The sequence below is a fragment of the Ensifer sp. ENS11 genome, assembly GCF_014851895.1.
GTDB lineage: Bacteria > Pseudomonadota > Alphaproteobacteria > Rhizobiales > Rhizobiaceae > Ensifer > Ensifer canadensis.
In genome coordinates, this window is record NZ_JACVAN010000022.1 from 89,921 (window position 1) to 110,570 (window position 20,650).

Sequence of the window (20,650 nt, forward strand, 5' to 3'; positions counted from 1 at the left end):
CGGTCGATGAAATCGAGTGCCGCGACCGGAATGGATCCGATCGATACATTGTGCGACCTGATGTTCAGAACAAGCGCTTTCGCAGGCTTGAGGAATAAGGCGATGTAAAGCGTCGCCTGCGAGGTTGGGGTGGCCCGCCCTTTTGCGATCGACAGTGCCTCAGACCACTCACCACGTGGTTCGTCTCAGCAATCGCTGCACAATCCGTCACTGGCCGCCTTATATCCGATGGCTGACCGCTATCACCGATCATCTGCGTTTCCTCGCGCGGTTTGTCAGAAGCTGACACGCGCGCCGATTTTGGCACCGGCCGACTGCGAGCCGTCGCCTTCGATGTTGAACAGCAGCGAGAAGCCGAGGTCCCAGTTGTCATTGTTGGAAAGCGCAAGCCCGGCCGAGACCCTTCCGAATAGTCCTTCGCCATCGAGCGAGGCATAGCCGACATCCGCGCCGATCGTTGGCGACAGCGTCAACCCATTTTGCAGTTCCAGCGTCCGCTGGACATCGACGCCGATGCTGAAGCGGGCTTGTTCCTCGATGAAGCCCTTGAGATCGATTGTCTCGCCGAGGGCATTGCTGACGCTGTAATTGTCGGTCTCCTCGTTGAAATAGACGGCTCTGAGTTTCGGCGTCAGAACTGTGAGCTCGTCGAGCTGCCATTCGCCGGTGAGCTTCACATCCGCCATCCAGCGGCTGGTGTCGAAGCTGCCGCCGAAGATGCCGGTGTCTATGTCGTTCGACGAGCCGCCATAGAGCAGGTTGGCGTCGAGGAAGACGCCCTGCCCAATTTCGAACGAGGCATAGGGGCCGGCGAGCCAGCCATTGCCGGTCAGTTCGGCGTCCTCCGCCGTCGGATCCGTCATGTAGTCGTAGTGGAAGGACAGGCCGACCAAAGCACGGTCGTTGATGAGATAGTCGGCACCGACTGAGAACAGCGCGAAATTGCCCCATTTGTCGCTTTTGTCATCTTCATCCTTGTGGAACAGGAAGCTACCGTTCACCCAGATGTCAAAGAGCTGGTCAGTCTTCACGAAGGTTTGGCCGGCTGCAGCCGCATCGGCTGCATCACGTGCTGCCTGGATCTGGGCGAGGCTGGAGGAGAAGCCGAGCCGTGCGCCCTTGTCCGAGGGCGTTACAGCCGTCGTCACCGGATCGGTACTCGCCGCAGCCCGACGTCGATCGAGAAGGCCCGGCACCTGGACCGTCGACGACAGCAGGTTCTGCCGTGTGCGGACGAAGTCGCGCACGAGGCTGTCGATCTCTTCTCCGACTGCCACGCGATCGAGCGCAATCCGATAGGTTACGTGGCCGACATTGGAGGAGCCGAACGCGCTGTGCAGCGTGTAACCAACAACGGCAGAGCCGGAATAGGATGGGTTGGGCGTGAACTTGAGATAGTAGCCGACCGGTGTGAAGCTGCCCGCGGCCGCAAGTTCCCCCTCGACGATTTCTGCTTTGCCGGCAATCGGAGGCTCGACCGAGGCGATTGCGGCGCTGATGAACGGGCCACCGGTCGCGCCGCTGTTGAGGTAAACGTTGTTCGGCGCCGAACCCGCTGGAACGTCGACGACGAAGTCCGGCGCGGTGACAGAGCGTCCGTTCAGCTTCAGCGTATAGGTGGCCGATCCGCTGGCGCCGCGGCTGTCGGTCACCGCGATGGTGAAGCGGTAGGTGTCGGGCGTCGCGTCGCTGGCGAGTGGCCCGGTCAATTCCCCGGTGGAGACGTTGAGAACCATGCCTTTCGGCAGGTCGCCGCTCTTGACGCTGTAGACCAGAGCGCCAACGCCGCCGGTCGCCGAAATGCGCGAAGAATAGGCTTCGCCGACCATCGCGTCTGGCAGCGCACCGGCAGACGGGCTGAAGACAAAATTGCTGGGTAGGATCGAGAGCGAGTAGTTCGCCTGCCCTGTGGCGCCGCTCGCGTCCGTTGCCGTCACGGTGAAGCGGAAGTCGCCGTCAGCGGACGGCCTTCCGGAAATGCGGCCGCTTGACGCATCCAGCATGAGACCGCCAGGCAAGGCGCCTGATGTCACGGCGTAGGTAAACCCACCAACGCCGCCGCTTGCAGAAATCGACGTGTCCGAATAGGCGACGCCAAGCGTGCCGGATGAAAGCGTCGCGCCGGTAGCCGGCGTCAAAACTACCGGCACCGCTGCGACCGTGATCGAATAACTCGCAGTGGCAGAGCCGCTGGTCGCCGCCGTCGCCGTCACCGTGAAGTTCGCGGTGCCGATCGCGCCGACCGTCGGCGTGCCTGATATCGCGCCGTTCGACGCATTCAGGCTCAGGCCCACCGGCAGCGAACCGGCCGTTACCGCATAGCTGATCGTACCAACACCGCCGCTCGCCGAGATCGACGTATCCGAGTAGGCAACGCCGACCGTTCCGGCTGAAAGCACCGTGCCGGTTGCCGGAGTCAACACCAGCGTCGGGGCTCCAATTGCGATGGAGTAGCTTGCAGAGGCGGAACCGGTTACTGCCGCCGTTGCCGTTACCGTGAAGGTCGCCGTACCGAGCGCACCTGCCGTCGGCGTGCCTGATATCGCGCCGCTCGACGCATTGAGGCTCAGGCCTGCCGGCAGCGATCCGGCGGTCACCGTATAGCTGATCGTACCAACACCGCCGCTCGCCGAGATCGACGTATCCGAGTAGGCAACGCCGACCGTTCCGGCTGAAAGCACCGTGCCGGTTGCCGGAGTCAACACCAGCGTCGGGGCTCCAATTGCGATGGAGTAGCTTGCAGAGGCGGAACCGGTTACTGCCGCCGTTGCCGTTACCGTGAAGGTCGCCGTACCGAGCGCACCTGCCGTCGGCGTGCCTGATATCGCGCCGCTCGACGCATTGAGGCTCAGGCCTGCCGGCAGCGATCCGGCGGTCACCGCATAGCTGATCGCCCCCACACCACCGACCGTCGAGATCGACGTATCCGAATAGGACGAGCCGGCGGTGCCGGCCGAAAGCGCCGTGCCGGTAGCCGGCGTCAGCACCAGAGCCGGCGCTCCAATGGCGATCGAGTAATTGGCCGAAGCCGAACCGCTGGTCGCCGCGGTTGCCGTCACGGTGAAACTCGTCGTGCCGAAACCGGCCGCCGGCGGTGTGCCTGATATCGCGCCGGTGGCCGCATCAAGAGCAAGGCCCGCCGGAAGAGCGCCTGATGTCACCGCATAGCTGAACGTGCCGACACCGCCGCTCGCGGAGATTGAGGTGTCCGAGTAGGACGAGCCCACCGTGCCACCGGAAAGCGCTGTGCCGGTTGCCGGCGTCAGCACCACGGGCGGAGCTCCAACCACAATCGAGTAGGTCGCCGATGCAGAACCCGCCGTGGCCGCCGCCGCCGTCACCGTGAAATTCGCCGTACCGAACGCACCGGCAGTTGGCGTGCCGCTGATCGCGCCGGTCGACGCATTCAGAGTGAGGCCATCGGGAAGCGCTCCGCTGCTAACCACATAGGTGAACGCACCCACACCGCCGCTTGCCGAAATCGTCTGCGAGTAGGCAGAACCGACGGTGCCGGCTATCAGAGCCGTACCTGTGGCCGGCGTCACCACCACCGGCGGTGCTCCGATCACGATCGTATAGTTGGCCGTAGCCGAGCCGCTGGTCGCGGCCGTCGCCGTCACCGCGAAATTCGCCGTACCGAACCCGCCGGCCGTCGGCGTGCCGTTGATCGCACCGGTCGACGTATTGAGAGTGAGGCCCGCGGGCAGACCGCCAGCGGTCACCGAATAGGTGATCGCGCCCGCGCCGCCGGTCGCCGAAATCGATGCGTCGGAATAGGCCGAGCCAACGGTTCCCGCCGTTAGCGTCGTACCATCTGACGGCGTCAGCACCACCGGCGTCGCGGCCACCGTGATGGAATAGCTGGCCGAAGCCGAACCCGCGGTTGCGCCGGTTGCCGTCACCGTGAAGTTGAACGTGCCGAACCCGCCCGCCGTCGGCGTGCCACTGATCGCACCGGTTGACGGGTTCAGGGCGAGGCCTGCAGGAAGAACACCTGATGTCACGGCGTAACTGATCGTCCCCAACCCACCGCTCGCCGAAATTGACACACCCGGATACACAACGCCAACCGTGCCGCCCGCCAAGGCGCCGCTCGACGGTGTCAGCACCACAGGCGGTGCTGCAATCGCGATCGAGTAGCTAGCCGAAGCGGAGCCGGTGGTCGCGGCCGTCGCCGTCACCGTGAAGTTCGCCGTGCCGAACCCACCCGCCGTCGGCGTGCCGATGATCGCACCGGTCGATCCATTCAGTGCCAGGCCCGCAGGAAGAGCGCCCGACGTCACCGCATAGCTGATCGAGCCCGAACCGCCACTGGCCGAGATTGTTTGCGAATAGGCGGCGCCCACCGTACCGGCGGAAAGCGCCGAACCGCTGGCCGGCGACAGGGTCAATGGCGGGAAGTTATTGATGGTGATCGTAATGTTCTGCGTCTTGAAGTGCACGCCACCGGTCGAAATCGTCGTGCTATCCTGGGCCTTCAGGGTAAACGTCGAGCTACCGGCCGCCGTCGGCGTCCCGGCCAGGAGCCCGCTGCTCGAAAGAGTCAGCCCGGCCGGCAGACTGCCGACATCGCGTGTGTAAGTATATGGCGCGGTCCCTCCGGAAGCCGAAAACTGCACGTTGTAGGGAACGCTTACCCCGCCGTCCGGCAGGCCACTCGGGGTTACAACGATCGTGGGCGCGGCGATCGTCACACTATAGCTCTTGTCGACAGTGTGGGGCGTCGGCGCGGTTGAATCCGTCACACGCACAGTAAAGTTGTAGGGACCGGATCCCGTTGGCGTACCAGAAAGCACGCCGGAAGACGACAAAGTGATGCCCGGGGGGAGATTGCCGACATTATGCGTATAGCTGTAGGGGCCAGTGCCGCCTGTGGTGCTGAGCGCCTGATTGTAGGACGTACCGATTGCGGGCGACGCGAGGCTTGCTGGCGTTACTGTCAGCGGCGAGGTCGAAGGCGTAATCGTGATATTGAAGGTAATCGGGATGCCGAAGTCGTCCTTGACGACGAAGGTGTCGGAAACCGCTCCGTCGCCGTTGTTGGTATAGATGAGGAGAGATACGTTCTGAGGCGTACCGAATGTCAGGCTGCCGTGGGACGGGGACGTGTCAGCAGGGCCGATGAAGCCGAAATCGGCGCAGCTGAAGGTCGCGGTGCCGCCCGACGCAATCGTGGCGGTCTGAGGTGACGTACAGGCCGCTTGCGCCGCTGATACCGGCCACAGCGTCACCAGACAGACGAACACCAACAAACCAAGGAAGTAAGCGACGGGTGTGCGATGACCGCGCACCAGATTTGCCCGCCCAAACGAATTCTGAGCCATTGTCCCGCCCCTGTGCGCACTGCGCGCCACATGGACGGAAGTCCATCGTCACGATCAGTCCGTTCGCCGCCTCATCCACTGATTGCCATGGAAACTTGAGTCACACAACCCAGCATCGTGCTACGTATGCGGGAATCCTGGTAAAAAAGTTTGTCAGGCCACCCTTCCCAAGATGCTCGTTATGAGAGAGAGTGCGCCGCAGAGGTAAATCCAGAGTCGTCAAACTTTCTTGGGATGGGGGCAACCATGACCGAACCTTTTGTGGGGCAGATCATGATGTGCGGGTTCGACTTTGCACCGCGCGGTTTTGCGCTTTGCAACGGCCAGCTATTGGGGATCGCCCAGAACCAAGTTTTGTTCTCCTTGTTGGGGACGTACTATGGCGGCAACGGTACGACCAACTTCGCCCTGCCAAATCTGCAGGGCCGCACGCCGGTCGCGGCCGGGTCATCTGCCGATCCCAGCTGGGCGCCGACACCCTATCCAATCGGAGCGGTCGGCGGCGTTGAGGCCGTGACACTGACTTTGCAGCAGATTCCCGCACACCAGCATCAAGGCAACGGAACGACTGCTGAAGCCAATCAACGCAACCCGACGAACACGCTTTACGGCACCACGTCCTTGCCAATCTATGCGGCATCCGGTGAAACGCAGGTTCTGCTGTCGCCTCAGAGCGTCGCGGCGGCGGGCGGCGGGCAACCGCACTCCAATATGCAGCCATTCAACGTCATCAATTTCTGCATTGCGCTGCAGGGCATCTACCCTTCCCGCAATTGAACCCAGCCGCCGGAGGATAACCAATGGGCACTCCCTATCTAGGGGAAATTCGGATGTTCGGCTTTTCCCGCGTGCCGACCGGCTGGCAGGCTTGCGATGGCTCGCTGCTGTCGATCGCGGAATATGACACACTGTACATGCTGCTTGGGACCACCTATGGCGGCGATGGCCAGAACACGTTCGGCGTGCCCGACCTTCGCGGTCGCGTACCCCTGCATCAGGGCACAGGGCCGGGCCAGAGCACGCGCCTACCCGGTCAAATTGGCGGCACGGAAACCGTGACGCTGCTCAGCACCCAACTGCCGCCGCACAACCATCCGATGTTTGCAACGACGACTTCAGCTAACGCGAGGGCGATCGGAACGAACGCCGAACTCGGCGCACTCTCGAGCAACACGATGTATGCCACTGATGTCACCGGACTTAATGGGTTCAATACGTCCCCGAACTCGACCGGGCCCACCGGCGACACCCACCCCCACGACAACATGATGCCGACGCTGACGGTACAATTTTGCATTTCCCTCTTCGGCGTCTTCCCGTCGCAAGGCTGATGCGGACCTCCATTTCACGATAAGGGAATAGAAATGTCAGAGCCTTTCATTGGTGAAATCCAGCTATTCGGCTTCAATTTCGCACCCCGCGACTGGGCGTTTTGCAATGGCGCGACGCTTGCAATTCGGCAGAACACGGCTTTGTTCTCACTGCTGGGCGTGGCCTACGGAGGCGATGGCACGACCACTTTTCAGCTGCCAAACTTTACCGGACGCACCGGTTGCAACCAGGGCACGGCACCTGGGCTTTCGCAACGCAGCATCGGCGAGGTTTTCGGCGAAAACAACGTCACACTGAGCACGTCGGAAATGCCGGCGCATTCGCACGGGTTCACGATCTACAACCAGACCGACTCGGCAAAACGGGCAAGCGCACCTTCTGCCGGCAACGCGTTGACCCTGCCCATAGAGAGCTCGGTCACGGCAAAGGACGCTCAGCCGAATGCCCAATTCGCGTCAAACATGATCGGCTTGGCGGGCAACAACGTGCCGCATGAAAACCGCCAGCCTTATCTTGCCGTGAACTTCTGCATTGCCCTCAACGGCACCTTCCCGTCGTTCGGGTGATGTTGCCAGCCGACATTGCCACGATCGGATTTCCGGCACGCCTCGATCCGCCTCGCCTGCCGGTCGCGGGCATGTCCTTGCGCCACGCCACATCCGAGGATTTTCCGTTTCTGCTACAGCTCTACCGGTCGTTTCGAGCGGACGAACTGGCGGCGGTGCCTTGGTCAATCGAACAGAAACACGCCTTTCTCCAACAGCAGTTCCTGTTCCAGCATCGCCACTACATGGCGACGTTTCCCGACGCAGATTTTCTCGTTGTCGAGATCGGAGGCGAGCCAGCCGGCCGCGTCTATCTTGATGCAAAGAAGGAGCGTTGGCTCATCGTCGATATCGGTTTTTTGCCGCAATGGCGCCGTCAAGGCCACGGAACCACGCTGTTGGCGGCCATTCAGCACGAGGCGACGGTGTCCGATTGCGAGGCCGTCGTCCTGCACGTCGAGCAGCATAACTTCCGGGCGCAGGCTCTCTACCATCGTCTTGGTTTTCGAGCCGAGGAGAATGGTGGTTCACACGTCCAGATGGAATGGTCTTGCTGCAACCTCGCCGAGACTGGGCGTCTCTGACCGCCTTTCACCTCATCAATTGAATACGGCCTGGTAGACGATGCCCTGCTTGTCCCTGGCGACCGGTACGAGGAAGATCTCCAGCGCGCCGAGCGACGCATTCCTCAGGCGGTAGATCTGCTGCGGCAGGACGATCGCCGAACTGCTGCGGAACACCAGGGAAAAAGGCGCGCGCCGCATGCCAGGCAGGATCTGTGTTGTGCCCGGAGAAGCTTCCGCCAAGGTCAGCGGCACGGTGCTCTCGCCAAGAGACAGATCAAACGCCTGGCCGACACAACCCGCAAAATTTTGAAGCGTCAGAAGTTCCATGCGCTGTTCTCCCCGATGATTCCCGCTTAGGTCGATGGCTGTACACCTACAGCATTGCGGTTGAGCGCAAAAGACTTCGGGCATCTCGAGTTCTTTCGCTCTTATGAAAGCGACCGCTAGCGTTCCCCTTGTACATTCAGCGAAATTTTCAGCACAGAACAAGAACATCGGCTTCTGTTCCCTTCGTTTCGTTTGGTGGGTGTCGCGCGCCAATATCTTTGTCGACAAATTGCCTACATATAAAATATATAAAATCGACAGATGGGTTTTGGCCTCGAACATTGGCAAAGCCTCAAAGATTCTGACATAGGAGCCGACATGCCTTTGCCATCCCGCCCTGCCTCGATCTCCGCTACGGAAAGACATGCGCGACTGGGAAGATTGCGCGAAAACATGGAAGCTGCCGGTTTCTCAGCCGTTCTGATAGGAGCGACAGAAAGCCTTCGCTATTTCACTGGCCTTGTCTGGCATCAAAGCGAACGTCTCCTCGGTGCGCTGGTGACACCCACGGCACTTACTTACATCGTTCCGGGTTTCGAGCGCAGTCGCGTGGAAACACTGCCGCACCTGCCTGGCGAAATCGCCACTTGGGAGGAAGAGGAAAGCCCCGCTCGGCTCATTGCTTCACTGCTTGCAGCCACTGATATGCTCGCGCTCGACGATGCGCTGCCGCTGTTTGCCTATCATGAGCTCGTCAGGAATCTCGGCGTTGATCGCATCGGTGATGGTGCTCGTTTGATCCGTGATCTCAGGCTCTGCAAGTCAGCAGCCGAAATCGCGCTGATCCAGTACGCGATGGATCTCACCCTCGAGGTTCACAAACGCGCGCACGTCATGATGGAGCCGGGTATACGGGCATCCGATGTCGTGCGCTATATCGATGAACAACATCGCGCGCTCGGCGCCTCCGGTGGCTCGACCTTTTGTATCGTATCATTCGGAACCGCCACATCCCTGCCTCATGGGGCAGATGGCGACCAGGTGCTTGAGAAGGGACAGGCGATCCTCGTCGATACGGGAACACGCATCGACGGCTATCACTCGGACCTCACCCGCACCTACATGCTGGACGAGGCGGACGCAGAGTTTGAGCGCGTCTGGTCGATCGAGCGCGAGGCACAACAGGCGGTCTTCGAAGCCGCGCAGATCGGCGTGGAGGCTCGCATGCTGGATGAGGCGGCCCGAGCGGTGCTCGTGCGCGAGGGCCTTGGTCCGGATTATAGATTACCGGGCCTACCCCATCGGGCCGGTCATGGTCTGGGCCTCGAGATCCACGAAGAACCTTACATCGTGCGCGGTAACGGCACGCGCCTTCGTGCCGGCATGTGCTTCTCCAACGAACCGATGATCGTCGTACCAGGTCAGTTCGGTATCCGGCTCGAAGACCACATATTCATGTCTGACACTGGACCGCGCTGGTTCACACAACCCGCCACCGGCCCAACTCAGCCTTTTGCTTGAACGACATGACTACGCTCGGGGGCATGATGCCATCAGTCCAGGCGATGAAGCCTGCGATGAACTGACTGACTGGCCGATGATAGAGCACTTGCGGCGGTCCAGCCTGTTTAATGAAGCAGCACGCTTAGCCGAGGCGCGGACAGCCGGGCCGGTTGGCAAATGCGACTGTCACGAACCGCCCGCGCCGTTCGCCATCGATGACGATTTGTCTGCGTGTCACGGCCTGAATTTCCGGATCACGTAGTCCAAGTCTCGATGCACGACGAAGCGCTTGCCGCTCGCTACAGCCAGGCCGCTCGTACTCGTCCTCGTAGTATCGACGGTCCAGATCTCTATCGCGCAGCTCAGGACGTCCGTCCGGGCCGATGTAGAGGTCGAGGGACTGCGCCGACGACGTGGATGAAACGGCTGAGAGGGCGCCGACCGCGAGCAGGCCTGCCGCCAAAAGGTTATGAATGGACTTTTGCATGTCCGCCTCCTCAATAGAGTTCAGTTGAGCCTATTGAGAACTGAACGACAAAGGCCAGGTAAGGTTCCCCGGCATCAACGGCGGTTGCCGCGCTCGTCCTTCGTATGACAATCGTGAAGGCGGCAACCATTGGACGTTTCACGCGATCGCTGCCGGTTGGCATCAACGCCTTTCGTCTGCCCTTTCCCGCACTAATTTCTTACACGGATCAATATCGCAGGCAGGAAATGACCCATTCCGCCGACAGCCCCAATCAGACCGAGGTTCAGCCGCATTCTCGCTTTTAACTGGCAACGACACGACCTGCTGTCGCCTTGGAGAGGGCTATAGATGCCGCTCAAAATCCATGCGCTCATGCAGGACGCGTAGGATTACCACGTCACCATGCCTGTCCCTTCGAAAGAACACCAAGTGCCTATTGTAAGGGTAGCACAGCAAGCCATCGCGAACCTCGGAGCGCAGCCGGCCGACGATCGCGCCGGTGCGCAGACGCTCAAACAGAGCGGCGAACCCACGCAGATACACATCGCGCTGCGCCACTCCCCAAGTTCGCTGGGTGTAGCGGCCGATTTCCTTCACATCCTCACGAGCAAGCGGCGTGATCGCCAATTCAGGCACGCGCCGTTTCCTGGTCGAGTTCATCGAGAATCGCGGTCAGATCAAAGGGGACACAAGCGCCCGCGTCGGCCTGACGCCAGGCAGGATCCAGCGCCTCGCGCAGTTGCTGCAGCTTCGACGCATCCGATTCTTCACCCGCAATCTTGAGACGCAGCGCCTCGCGGATCACCTCCGAGGCATTGTTGTAGAGGCCCGACGCCACCTTATCGCGGACATATTCATCGAGCTTTTCGGTCAAAGAGACATGCATGTGGGCATCCTTTCACCGCCCAAGCCTACAAGGATTGACAATCTTTGTAAACGATCAGGGTGCACCGATCAATTCACGTGCCCAGTAGGACTAGCACCAGGACGACGAGAGGATGGCATGCTTCGCAGAGTTGCCCCCGCTCCTGCGCGCCCCGTCGGCAACTCGAAGCACAGCGAACGGAGAGGGTTGATTCTCGGCGTGTTCCACAACCGCCGCTTTGATGCCGATATCCTGACGCTCCGCTACCGTCGGTGTCGCGGCCAGAGTATCTATGGATCGGGTGTTCCGATAGCAGCGTGCCGGCCAACGTCATCGCCGGCCTCGAGTCTGGCGAGGTGTTCTTGCACCGCAACCTCCCAACTTGATCGATCCGACTGACCCATGCTGTCCGTCGTGAAATATGCTGTCAATCAGCTTGGCGTTAAACACATCATCATATGCGGTTACTACGGTTGCGGCGGCATTCGCGCAGTTGTCAGCGGTGAAGCACTCGTTGCCCATTTGAAGTGCGACCCGACACCGTCTTCGCCTCGATAGGTCGTCACACTGGTAGTCAGTGCGCCTATTCACGTGTCAGAAAATGGAGGTTGCCGCCCAGATCGGAAACGACGAGCCGCCGCTCGTCCCAGACGAGGACGGACACCGGTCGTGTCAAAGCGTCGAGAATGATCTTTCGGCTGCCCGTCATTGTGTCGAGTCTGAGCAAACGACCGCTGCCCTTCCGGAAACCTTCCGGCTGATCGTAGATACCGTGTTCGAGAACAAGCATCTCTCCATCACTGTCGAAGGCGATAGCAACAGGCGCATTCAGGCCTTCGACGTCAAGTCGCGGATTTGACGCGCCACCGGTTTCGGGGATCGACACGATCTTTCCAGCACCGGCAGGGAAAGGAAATCCGCCGAACAGCGCGACATAAAGGCGCCGGTCGCGCAGCCCGATGCCGGTCGGCACAGCATCGACTTCATAGCTGTTCCCGGTCGCGAACTCTGTCGGCGAAAGATCCTGCAGTGCCGTCGCCGCCTCGGCCATACGGCGGAACGTCATGATCGTGTTCTTCTGCCCGTCCGTTTGCACCCGTTCGACGCTGTTTCGCGCGGCATCGATCACGTAGTAAACGCCGTTCGCCAAGATGAAGTCGAACGGATTCCAGAAATCGCTGCTGATGACGCGGACCGCGCCAGCCCCATCGATCGCAACGAGGGCGTGATCATACGGGCCTGCGTCGGAGTTGGCCGGCGTCCACCCTTGGGCGACGACAAGAACGTTACCGGCACGCACGACACGGTAGGGACCGGTCGGGTCGCCGATCACATCGAGGCCATGCGAAAAGACCGGACCGAATGCGACGAGCTTACCCTCCGCGTCGCGGCGATAAAGCCGGCCGCTGGCCAGATCGGTGACGAGCAGAGCCTCGCCGTCGCGGGACATACCGGCGAACGCGGCACCCGGCAGGTTAACGGTCTCTAGCCGGTAGCCGGGTGCGACTGCCGGCTCTGCGCTAGCGCCGACTGCCAGGAACAGAAGACCAGCAATGATTGTCAAGCCGCGGAGCGAATGCATCGGAAGCCACCATTGGCTGAGAAACGAAATTCCGGATTATAGGCGAGGCGATAGGTCGTCGTAAGGTGGCGTGCATCGCTGTTCCAGGAGCCACCGCGAAGCACGCGGTATAGCCCCGTAACGTTTGCCGCAGCCCCACCGTCATAGGGCGCGTAAACATCACTGGTCCACTCCCAGACGTTGCCGACAAGATTGAGGACGCCCTCGCTGCTTGCGCCATCGGCGAAGGACTCTGCTGGCGCGGTCATCGGATAACCGTCGCGCGCGTCGCCGGAGCAGCAGATATCCGCGCCGGAATTTGCCCGCACCAAGTCCCCAGAGGCCGAGCCCCACGGAAATGCGCTGCCCGTCGTTCCGCGTGCCGCTCTCTCGTATTGTTGCTCCGACGGCAGCGCCAACCCGTAGTGACTGCAAAAAGCATCGGCGTCTCCCCAACTCACCCCGACGACCGGCCGGTCGTCCAATCCCAGAACCGGGTGATTTGTGTAGAAGGCGGGGCGGTGACCGGTCTGATCGATGAAGCGTCCGTATTGTCGGTTCGTGATCTCGGTACGGTTGATCGCGAAGGCCCGCCCCCACAGCACGCGGCGCGGGTGTTCATTTTCGGGGCCGTCGTCACGACCGAAGACGAACGCGCCGGCAGGGATCTCGATCAGCGGATTGCCGTCGATGGGACCGGCATCGGCGGCGGCCGCGGCGAATGCCACTGTGATTGCAATCGCCGCCGTCCAGATGTCAGAAGTCGACACGGTATTGTGTCCCTCCATCGAACAGAAAGACGCGATCTGTCGCAACCTTCACGCCGATCCGCTGATCAATCTGGCCAGCGAAGTTCTTGTCGGCGCGCAAAGTCATCAGTTGGCCGCCTAACTGCAGGCTTACAAGCGTGTTCTCGCCCGTGAGCTCCACCGAATAGATCGGCGCAACAAGATTGACGTCGGCATCCTCGGCTCCGGCCGCATGGACGTCCTCTGGACGCACACCGAGAACGGCGGAAGAGATGTTTGCCCGCCCAAGACCCGCCACCCTTAGGCCGGCCCTAACGAACACGCCGTTTGTCACCTCCCCGGGGATCAGATTCATCGGCGGCGAGCCGATAAATCCGGCAACGAAGAGGGTGCGCGGATCGTTGTAGATTTCCCTCGGCGTTCCGAGCTGCTCGATCACGCCCTTGTTCATCACGGCCACGCGGTGGGCGAGTGTCATCGCCTCTATCTGATCGTGGGTGACATAGATCGTCGTGACCTGCAGTTCATGCTGGAGATGCTTCAGCTCGGCGCGCATTTGAGTACGAAGCTTGGCGTCGAGATTGGAAAGCGGCTCGTCCATCAGAAAAACACGTGGCGTGCGGACGATGGCGCGGGCGAGTGCCACGCGCTGGCGCTGACCGCCGGAGAGTTCCTTCGGCAGACGCGACAACATCGTGTCGAGTTCAACGCGCCGCGCGACCTCGGCTATTCGTCGCTTGTATTCGGCTGGGGGCACTTTGCGGATCTTCAGTGGATAGCCGATATTGTCCTCGACACTGAGGTGCGGATACAAGGCATATGACTGGAAGACCATCGCGACGTCGCGATATTTTGGAAGGACGCCATTGATGCGTTCCGCATCGATGTAGATATCGCCCGATGTCGCCTCCTCGAGACCGGCAACCATGCGCATCGTCGTCGTCTTGCCGCAACCGGAGGGGCCGAGCAGGACGAGAAACTCCTTGTCCCGGACCTCTAGATTCAAGTCGGCGACCGCGATGAATTCGCCGAACTTCTTGGAGACATTGGTGAACGTGACGGACGCCATGGTCTCACCCCTTGACGGCCCCGAGAGACAGCCCCCGGACAAGATGCTTCTGAACGATGAAAGCGAAGATGACGATCGGCACGCAGGCCATGAACCCGGCGGCGCTGATTTCCCCCCAATAGGTCTTGTACTGCGTCACCCGCCCGGCGATGCCGATCGGAAGCGTCTGCGACTGCTCGGTGAGCGTGATGATCAGGGAAAGCAGGAACTCGTTCCACGAGATGATCAGGCAGAAGATGGCCGTCGCCGCGAGCCCTGGACGCGCGAGCGGCAAAGCGACATGCAGGAATGCGCCCCAGCGCGTGTCCCCGTCGACGATCGCGGCCTCTTCCAGTTCGACCGGCAGGTCCTGGAAATAACTCTTCATCATCCACGTCGCGAACGGCAGGTTGAAGGCGGTATAGGCGACGATGAGCGCCGACTTCGTGTTGAGCATGTCGAAGTAGTTGAAAAACAGGTACAGCGGAATGATGCTGACGATAGGAGGCATCATGCGCGTCGAGAGGATCCAGAACGAAATCTGCTTTCGCCACTGCCACGGATAGCTGAAGCGCGCCAAGGCATAGCCAGCCATCGTGCCAAAGCCTACGGAAATGATCGTGGTTCCGGCCGCAACGAGCAAGCTGTTCAATGCGTAGCGCAGGAACGGCCGCTGGATGAACGCTTCGTCGTAGTGCTTCAATGTGGGGTTGCGCGGCAGCCATTCGGGCGGTACTGCGAAGATGTCGATGTCGAACTTGAACGAATTCGCCGCGATCCAATAAACGGGAAACAGCGTCAAGATCAGCGCGATGAGGATCGCCAGATAGGCGGATAGTCTGAGAAGCATCTCCCGGACCCGGCTGCGTGTTCTTATCGTCGCCATCGTCGCCTCACTCCGCCAGCCGCATGCGCTTCATGAACCAGGTGCTCAGCACGATCGTCACGAACAGCACGAAGAGCGAGATCGCCGCAGCGTAGCCGGGATCGGCGAAGCGGTAGGCGACCTGATAGATGTATAGACTCAAGACCTTCGTTCGGTCTGCCGGACCTCCCCCCGTCAGGATGAAGACCAGGTCGAAAAGGCGCAGCGCATCCATGACGCGCAGGAGCAAGGCAATGGCGATGACCGGCTTCAGGAAGGGCAGCGTCAGATCCCAGAACTGCCGCCATGACGAGGCGCCGTCGAGCGCTGCGGCCTCGTAGGGTTCGACCGGCAGGCTTGCCAGCCCCGCCAACATCAGAAGAAAAATGAAGGGCGTCCACTGCCAAACATCGGCAACGATGATCGAAAACATCGCGAGGTTCACGTCGCCCGCCCAGGCTTGCAGTGGAAGACCGAGACGGAACATGATTTCGTTGAGAACGCCAAACTGTGGCTCGTAGATGATCTTCCAGGTGATCGCGACGGCGACCGGCGGCAGCATCATGGGGATCATCAGGACGGTTTTGAGAAAGGCTAGTCGGCGGATGAATTTATCGAGGAGCAGCGCCAGGCCGAGACCGAGGAGGAATTCGGTCGTCACTGCCACTACTGTAAAGACAGTCGTGTTCCAGAGTGCGACGTGAAATTGCGTGTCGGAAAGCAGTCGAGCAAAATTGTCGGTGCCGACGAACTCCCAGGGCAGATCGGGGTTCGGGCTGATTTTGTGAACCGCGGCATAGAACATATAGAGGCTGGGAAAGATCGTCAGCCCGAGCAATATGAGGACCGTTGGCGCAAGCATGAGGATCCGCAAATGGCGCTCTGCCCAACACTCCAGACCGCCGCCCATGCGAAGCGGCGTGGTCAATGTGCCTTGATCGGGCGTCAACATCTCCCTCCCGTGAACAGCTTGTCCATACGCACCTCAAACCCCGCGAGCGCTACGGGTAATTGCCGTCACCACCATGGGAGCGGGGCCCAAAAACCCCGCTCCGCGCAGATCGCATCGCCGCCTATTTAAGGCCCGTAATCTCTTCGACTGCTGCCTGTGAGCTCTTCAGCGCCTCCTCTGGCGTAATCGTGCCTGCGACGGCCTTGGAAAGCTCTATACCGAAGGCATTCTCGATCTCCGGCCACTTCGGATGGCGTGGACGAGGCGTCGAGGCCTGGATCGCCTCCATCAACACCGGATAGTGTCGGAACTGTTCCTGCGAGGTCAGTTCCGGATCGGCAAAGACCGAGGCTCGGACAGGCGGATTGCCGCGGGTGGCGGAAATCTTGATCTGCTCAGCCGAGGTCGCCCAGACCATGAAGTCGAAGGCCTCCTGTTTATTCTTGGAGGCCGACATGATGCCCATGGTCCAATGGCCGATTTCGGAGCTGCCCGGTTTCGTGCCCGCCGGAATTGGGGCGTAGGAAATCTTGCCAACCATCTTCGACTGGCTCGGATCCTCAAAGGTCGCAACCCAGTTCGGCCAGTTGATAGACGAGGCGGCGGCACCAGCAGCAAGCGCCGTACCCACTTCGTTGGCATTGTAGCTCTCGATCCCCTTTGGAGAAACGTCGCGGAGCGCCATGAACATCTTCATCGCGGCCGCGCCTTCCGGCGTATCGATCGTCACCTTCGTGCGATCCTCGTTAAACATATTGGCGCCGTAGGACCAGAAGATCGGCATGAAGTCGGCCACGACCGGGTTACCCTGGCCGCCCCGGAAGACATAACCGAAATAGCGACCTCCGCCGTTCTTGGTTAGGGTCTGGCTCGCCTTCAATACGTCATCCCAGGTCTTGGGAGCCTCGACGCCAGCTTCCTTGTACTTGGCGGCGTCATAGAAGAACATCTGGGCGTTTCCCACATAGGGCAGGCACACATAAGGTCCCGTATTGTAAGGGGTGCGACAGATCGCCAGCGACTTCGACAGGAAGTCGTTGTCCGGGCCTTCCATGCCCGCATTCTTGAAGTATGGCGTCAAATCCTCGAGGTGTCCGTTCTCGGCGAAAAACGGAATCCACGGGTCATCCATCAAGATGATGTCGAACACGCCGGATTTGGTTGCCCCCGCATTGGCGCCCTGTTCGAACACATTGGCATAAGGCGCCTGCACGATCTCCACCTTCGTGCCCTTCATCTTCGAGTAGTCGTCGGCAGCAGCCCTAAGGCCGTCACCCTCGCTGCTCGATGGCACGAGGACTGTGAAATCGGCCCATGCGACCCCGTTGATCGCCAGCGCGGACGCCGCGGCAGCTAAGACGAGAAACAGTTTGCGAACCATCGTACACCTCCCATTCCGAGTTGATATCCAAAGGCCGCTTTTTCGTAGGGGGCCCTACCCTATCCGGTACGGCGGAGATGCGAGCTCGACGCCCATGCGAACAGACACGCGACAACTTGAAACGCCGTCCGGCATCTCCTCGAGCCGGCGCTGCTCCCAAAGCCGATTTTACCACATCAGGAGCATTATTTTGAGAGTCTGTATTAGCATTCGCTACTATTGCATATTGCGTGATCACAATTCTCAATTCCCGAACACCGTCGTATGTTCGCCCACGTCGGAATGTGATCTCAATTGATAGGAATGTAGGGACTGTGCCGGCCGAGATCCGGATCATAATATGTCCGCAGCATTCCCGGCGGCCTCAAAAACGCGATAGATTGGCTTCGTCTCCAGTGAGGCGGTGGTCGGATTCGTTATCTCTGCCCACATCAAAGGTGATTCCGCGCACTTCACGCTCACGTTCAAACGCTGGACGGGAGTTCCACCATCACGGTTTCAGATGGGCCGGGAATGAAAATCGATCATTAGATCGCTAGAACAGCACAGATTGTGCGCATCCCCGAGGCCTCGTCTGAGGCCATGGCAGATCCTGCCCGAATTGGAGCCGCCGATGCTGGGGGCCTCAGGCTGTAGCAGACCCGGGCAGTTCAGCTCCCGATGGGGACGATACATCACTGCTGGTCGACGAAGTGACCGCAGTAGTAGTCGTCGATCCGGGTGCGAGCGAACCACGCTACCCAGGCTTGTGGCAAAGTCGATCGAGCACGTCGCGAAGCGCAGTCGCGGCTTCATCTCGCTCGCCAGCAGACATCAACTCGGGTTCCGCTTCTAGTCTGAGATGCGGCAGCTCGGTTCGAACGGCGCTGCGTGCGGCGACCAGATTGGTCTTCAGATCGAGGACACGATATGTGGCGACGGGATAGGCGATACCCCTGATCTGGACATGCCCCAGCTCGACACAAGCGATTGTGTCCTTCACTTGCGCAAAGGTCTCATAGGAAATGAGCACTGCCCCCGCCGGCGCCTCCTGCTCGAGGCGCGAGGCGAGATTCACGGCGCCGCCGATTATCGTGTAGTCCATCCGATCTTCACTGCCGAAGTTGCCGACCGTGCAGTAGTCGGTATGAATGCCGATGCGGCATCGTAGCGGCGTTTCAATGCCGATGTCGCGCCAGATTTCTGAAAGTTCGCTCATCCGTTTCTGCATGGCGAGAGCCATCTCAACACAGGCGAGCGCGTCCTCCTTGACGCCGCGGGTCTCCGGGTCCCCGAAAAACATCAGGATCGCGTCGCCGACATACTTGTCGATGGTGGCGCCGTGTTCCAAAGCAATTTTCGACATTTCCGTCAGGTAGTGATTGAGGAGCTGGGTGAGATCCTCGGACTCCATCTTGTCGGTGGTCTCGGTAAAGCCGGCAATGTCCGAGAAGCATATCGTCAGCTTCTTCCGCTGGCTGGCGATCCTGACGTCCTGACGGCCGGTGAATATCGAGTTGTATACTTGTGGTGCCAGATACTTCGCCAGCTTGCTCGACAGCGCCTCGAGGGCTGCGGATTTCTCCGCGAGGTTCTCCTCCCGCTTTTTCAACTCCGTGATGTCCGAGTAAACGGCCACCGTGCCGCCGCCTGTGATGCGGCGCTCGCCTATCATTATCCATCGCTCGTCACTTCGCCGCTGCACCCACGGTTCACCAGGATTGCGGTGCCGGGAGAGCCGCTCGGCGACCCATTCCTCGAGGCGCCCCTCGGCATCCTTGATGTAGCCGCGCTCGGCGGACCGGCGGATGATGTGCTCGAATGTGGTGCCGGGCGTCAATTCGATCGCAACATCGCTGTAGAGCAGTTCGCGGTAGCGGCTGTTGCTGAGAACGAGCCGGTCCTCCACGTCATAGAGAGCGAACCCCTCCGAGATGCTCTCGATGGCATCTACGAGCCGTTGGCGTGCTTCAGCAACCTCGCGCAGATTCTTTTCCTCGATCTCGACAGCCGTGTCCCGGAACAGCCTGAGCGCCTCAGCCATGCGGCCGATTTCGTCGTGGCCCGCGGCAGGCAATGGCGCACAAAGATTGCCGTCGGCGATCGCGAGCATGCCCTGGCTCACGCTTCCCAGACGGGCGAGAAGACTGCGGTCGACATAGAGCCAGACAATCAGAATCGAACTCAACAGGCTGAGAACGGCCGAGCCAAGGACAACGCCGGTGCCGTAGCGCTGGACGACCGCGGCCTCGAGACCGGACGAGGAGATCTCACGGTTTGCCGCAGCGACAAGGCGATCGACAGCAGCGGTGAGACTGCGGGACAGCCGATTGTTTTCGGCCAGAAGTTTTTCGCCCTCAGCCAGGACGGCAAACTCGTCCTGTCTAGCCTTCGGTATGCTGTTGCCACCATCGATCAGCGCCTTGAACTCGCCCACCCGCTGTTGGAAGCGGGACCGTAGCTTCTCGTCGATCTCGGCTGAAACCGTTTCGAGGACGGCGAGCGACCGGCGCAGCGGAAAGAGCATCAATGCAAGATCGCCTGGCGTCGGCGCGTTCGCCAACTTAACCAGCGCGTCGTTGACGGCGGATATCTCCTGGTGTGCCCTCTGCTGGGGGATGTAGCCCTTAATCGCCTCGACCAGGTCGGAAGTCGCCGCCGCGCGTCGGTCTGAGGCGAGCGACGCGTCGGCCGCGACAGTTCTCCATTGCGCAAGCTTGGAATTCATCACCAGGATGCCGGCCGCCAGAAGGCGTTGGCCTGCAATTGTCGTAGCCGATAAGCGACGTAACAACTCCTCCTTGCGCGCGACTACGGTGAGCTTGGCGGCGACAAGGTCGTCGAGTGCGTCGAGGTTTCGCCGCAGACCAAGCACCGCCGCCTCGATCTCGGCCACCGCCGCCGTGCCAAGCGTGCCCCCCTTGAGCGCGGCAAGCAGTTCCTCTAGGCGCGCCATCTCGACCCCGATCGCAGCCGAGACCTCGTTGTGCCGTACCTTGCTCGTTGAATTCAGTACAGACGGAGCAGTTGCCGCGACCCGCTCGGCTTGACGCGACAGTTGGAGGGACGCCAGCGCCGACGGCACCCGATCCTTGGTTATGCTGTCGACAACCTCGCCTACCTGGAGGAAGGCATAAAGAGCAGCTGCCGTCGCGAGCACCGCGAAGGTGCTGATGCCGAAGAAAGCCAGCAACAGGCGGCCGCGTATGCCTAGGCGTTCAAGCATCGCGGCGACACTTAATCT

At 60.7% G+C, this 20,650-nt stretch carries 17 protein-coding genes and 1 pseudogene; 6 read left to right on the plus strand and 12 right to left on the minus strand.

All coding sequences use genetic code 11. The features are described from left to right. Nucleotides 1-275 precede the first annotated feature (275 nt). Nucleotides 276-5,324, minus strand: a complete 5,049-nt coding sequence (locus IB264_RS28590) for a putative Ig domain-containing protein (RefSeq protein ID WP_192434519.1) — start codon at nucleotides 5,322-5,324, stop codon at nucleotides 276-278. A gap of 246 nt (nucleotides 5,325-5,570) precedes the next feature. Here IB264_RS28590 and IB264_RS28595 point away from each other — a divergent pair, with 246 nt between their 5' ends. Genes IB264_RS28595 through IB264_RS28610 form a run of 4 tightly spaced genes read left to right on the plus strand, consistent with a single transcriptional unit; the run spans nucleotide 5,571 to nucleotide 7,785 of the window. Continuing rightward, entirely contained in the window at nucleotides 5,571-6,101 is a 531-nt protein-coding gene (locus IB264_RS28595; protein WP_192434521.1) for a phage tail protein, read from the plus strand. A gap of 23 nt (nucleotides 6,102-6,124) precedes the next feature. Further along, nucleotides 6,125-6,655: a phage tail protein gene (locus tag IB264_RS28600; protein WP_192434523.1), complete on the plus strand. Its 531-nt coding sequence runs from the start codon at nucleotides 6,125-6,127 to the stop codon at nucleotides 6,653-6,655. A 33-nt stretch (nucleotides 6,656-6,688) separates the two neighbouring features. Further along, a complete protein-coding gene (locus IB264_RS28605) occupies nucleotides 6,689-7,222 on the plus strand; it encodes a phage tail protein (protein WP_192434525.1) in 534 nt (177 codons plus the stop codon). Next, on the plus strand, nucleotides 7,222-7,785 hold the full coding sequence (locus tag IB264_RS28610; protein WP_192434527.1) for a GNAT family N-acetyltransferase: 564 nt from the start codon (nucleotides 7,222-7,224) through the stop codon (nucleotides 7,783-7,785). The genes IB264_RS28605 and IB264_RS28610 overlap by 1 nt, the downstream gene beginning before the upstream one ends. A 15-nt stretch (nucleotides 7,786-7,800) precedes the next feature. Here the strand turns inward: IB264_RS28610 and IB264_RS34860 are convergent, their stop codons facing one another. Further along, entirely contained in the window at nucleotides 7,801-8,376 is a 576-nt protein-coding gene (locus tag IB264_RS34860; protein ID WP_246811842.1) for a DUF6916 family protein, read from the minus strand. Between the two features lie 36 nt (nucleotides 8,377-8,412). On the opposite strand from IB264_RS34860, the gene IB264_RS28620 reads away from it, so the two are divergent. Beyond that, nucleotides 8,413-9,555, plus strand: a complete 1,143-nt coding sequence (locus tag IB264_RS28620) for a Xaa-Pro peptidase family protein (RefSeq protein ID WP_192434529.1) — start codon at nucleotides 8,413-8,415, stop codon at nucleotides 9,553-9,555. A gap of 124 nt (nucleotides 9,556-9,679) precedes the next feature. On the opposite strand, the gene IB264_RS28625 is transcribed toward IB264_RS28620, so the two are convergent. The 3 genes from IB264_RS28625 to IB264_RS28635 form a co-directional block, all read right to left on the minus strand. Further along, complete coding sequence (locus IB264_RS28625) at nucleotides 9,680-10,024, minus strand: hypothetical protein (protein ID WP_192434531.1); 345 nt, start codon at nucleotides 10,022-10,024, stop codon at nucleotides 9,680-9,682. A gap of 324 nt (nucleotides 10,025-10,348) precedes the next feature. Beyond that, complete coding sequence (locus IB264_RS28630) at nucleotides 10,349-10,642, minus strand: type II toxin-antitoxin system RelE/ParE family toxin (protein WP_192434533.1); 294 nt, start codon at nucleotides 10,640-10,642, stop codon at nucleotides 10,349-10,351. Further along, nucleotides 10,635-10,880 (minus strand): type II toxin-antitoxin system ParD family antitoxin, encoded by a 246-nt coding sequence (locus IB264_RS28635; protein ID WP_199197037.1) that lies wholly within the window; start codon nucleotides 10,878-10,880, stop codon nucleotides 10,635-10,637. Before IB264_RS28635 ends, IB264_RS28630 begins: the two co-directional genes overlap by 8 nt. Nucleotides 10,881-11,134: 254 nt before the next feature. Between IB264_RS28635 and IB264_RS28640 the strand changes: the two are divergent. Further along, nucleotides 11,135-11,375: pseudogene (locus tag IB264_RS28640) on the plus strand (carbonic anhydrase); the annotation flags it as partial. Between the two features lie 79 nt (nucleotides 11,376-11,454). Here IB264_RS28640 and IB264_RS28645 read toward each other — a convergent pair. The 7 genes from IB264_RS28645 to IB264_RS28675 all read right to left on the minus strand — a co-directional run bounded on the left by IB264_RS28645 (nucleotide 11,455) and on the right by IB264_RS28675 (nucleotide 20,632). After that, complete coding sequence (locus IB264_RS28645) at nucleotides 11,455-12,453, minus strand: ScyD/ScyE family protein (protein WP_192434535.1); 999 nt, start codon at nucleotides 12,451-12,453, stop codon at nucleotides 11,455-11,457. After that, nucleotides 12,432-13,202 (minus strand): formylglycine-generating enzyme family protein, encoded by a 771-nt coding sequence (locus tag IB264_RS28650; RefSeq protein WP_375154987.1) that lies wholly within the window; start codon nucleotides 13,200-13,202, stop codon nucleotides 12,432-12,434. The genes IB264_RS28645 and IB264_RS28650 overlap by 22 nt, the downstream gene beginning before the upstream one ends. Beyond that, nucleotides 13,189-14,250 carry an ABC transporter ATP-binding protein gene (locus tag IB264_RS28655; protein ID WP_192434539.1) on the minus strand — a complete coding sequence of 354 codons (1,062 nt, stop codon included), beginning with the start codon at nucleotides 14,248-14,250 and terminating at the stop codon, nucleotides 13,189-13,191. The genes IB264_RS28650 and IB264_RS28655 overlap by 14 nt, the downstream gene beginning before the upstream one ends. 4 nt (nucleotides 14,251-14,254) lie before the next feature. Further along, nucleotides 14,255-15,115, minus strand: a complete 861-nt coding sequence (locus IB264_RS28660) for a carbohydrate ABC transporter permease (RefSeq protein WP_025429155.1) — start codon at nucleotides 15,113-15,115, stop codon at nucleotides 14,255-14,257. 7 nt (nucleotides 15,116-15,122) lie between these two features. Then, nucleotides 15,123-16,046: a carbohydrate ABC transporter permease gene (locus IB264_RS28665; RefSeq protein ID WP_192434540.1), complete on the minus strand. Its 924-nt coding sequence runs from the start codon at nucleotides 16,044-16,046 to the stop codon at nucleotides 15,123-15,125. Between the two features lie 121 nt (nucleotides 16,047-16,167). Beyond that, the gene (locus IB264_RS28670; RefSeq protein ID WP_057219007.1) at nucleotides 16,168-17,427 is read right to left on the minus strand and encodes an ABC transporter substrate-binding protein; all 1,260 of its coding nucleotides are present in this window, start codon (nucleotides 17,425-17,427) and stop codon (nucleotides 16,168-16,170) included. A 736-nt stretch (nucleotides 17,428-18,163) separates the two neighbouring features. Beyond that, nucleotides 18,164-20,632 (minus strand): adenylate/guanylate cyclase domain-containing protein, encoded by a 2,469-nt coding sequence (locus IB264_RS28675; RefSeq protein WP_057219009.1) that lies wholly within the window; start codon nucleotides 20,630-20,632, stop codon nucleotides 18,164-18,166. Nucleotides 20,633-20,650 lie beyond the last annotated feature (18 nt).

What these genes read in the sequence shown, in the direction of transcription:
- IB264_RS28590 (WP_192434519.1), bottom strand. Translation starts at nt 5,324, where the DNA reads ATGGCTCAGAATTCGTTTGGGCGGGCAAATCTGGTGCGCGGTCATCGC.
- IB264_RS28595 (WP_192434521.1), top strand. Translation starts at nt 5,571, where the DNA reads ATGACCGAACCTTTTGTGGGGCAGATCATGATGTGCGGGTTCGACTTT.
- IB264_RS28600 (WP_192434523.1), top strand. Translation starts at nt 6,125, where the DNA reads ATGGGCACTCCCTATCTAGGGGAAATTCGGATGTTCGGCTTTTCCCGC.
- IB264_RS28605 (WP_192434525.1), top strand. Translation starts at nt 6,689, where the DNA reads ATGTCAGAGCCTTTCATTGGTGAAATCCAGCTATTCGGCTTCAATTTC.
- IB264_RS28610 (WP_192434527.1), top strand. Translation starts at nt 7,222, where the DNA reads ATGTTGCCAGCCGACATTGCCACGATCGGATTTCCGGCACGCCTCGAT.
- IB264_RS34860 (WP_246811842.1), bottom strand. Translation starts at nt 8,376, where the DNA reads ATGTTCGAGGCCAAAACCCATCTGTCGATTTTATATATTTTATATGTA.
- IB264_RS28620 (WP_192434529.1), top strand. Translation starts at nt 8,413, where the DNA reads ATGCCTTTGCCATCCCGCCCTGCCTCGATCTCCGCTACGGAAAGACAT.
- IB264_RS28625 (WP_192434531.1), bottom strand. Translation starts at nt 10,024, where the DNA reads ATGCAAAAGTCCATTCATAACCTTTTGGCGGCAGGCCTGCTCGCGGTC.
- IB264_RS28645 (WP_192434535.1), bottom strand. Translation starts at nt 12,453, where the DNA reads ATGCATTCGCTCCGCGGCTTGACAATCATTGCTGGTCTTCTGTTCCTG.
- IB264_RS28655 (WP_192434539.1), bottom strand. Translation starts at nt 14,250, where the DNA reads ATGGCGTCCGTCACGTTCACCAATGTCTCCAAGAAGTTCGGCGAATTC.
- IB264_RS28660 (WP_025429155.1), bottom strand. Translation starts at nt 15,115, where the DNA reads ATGGCGACGATAAGAACACGCAGCCGGGTCCGGGAGATGCTTCTCAGA.
- IB264_RS28665 (WP_192434540.1), bottom strand. Translation starts at nt 16,046, where the DNA reads ATGTTGACGCCCGATCAAGGCACATTGACCACGCCGCTTCGCATGGGC.
- IB264_RS28670 (WP_057219007.1), bottom strand. Translation starts at nt 17,427, where the DNA reads ATGGTTCGCAAACTGTTTCTCGTCTTAGCTGCCGCGGCGTCCGCGCTG.
- IB264_RS28675 (WP_057219009.1), bottom strand. Translation starts at nt 20,632, where the DNA reads ATGCTTGAACGCCTAGGCATACGCGGCCGCCTGTTGCTGGCTTTCTTC.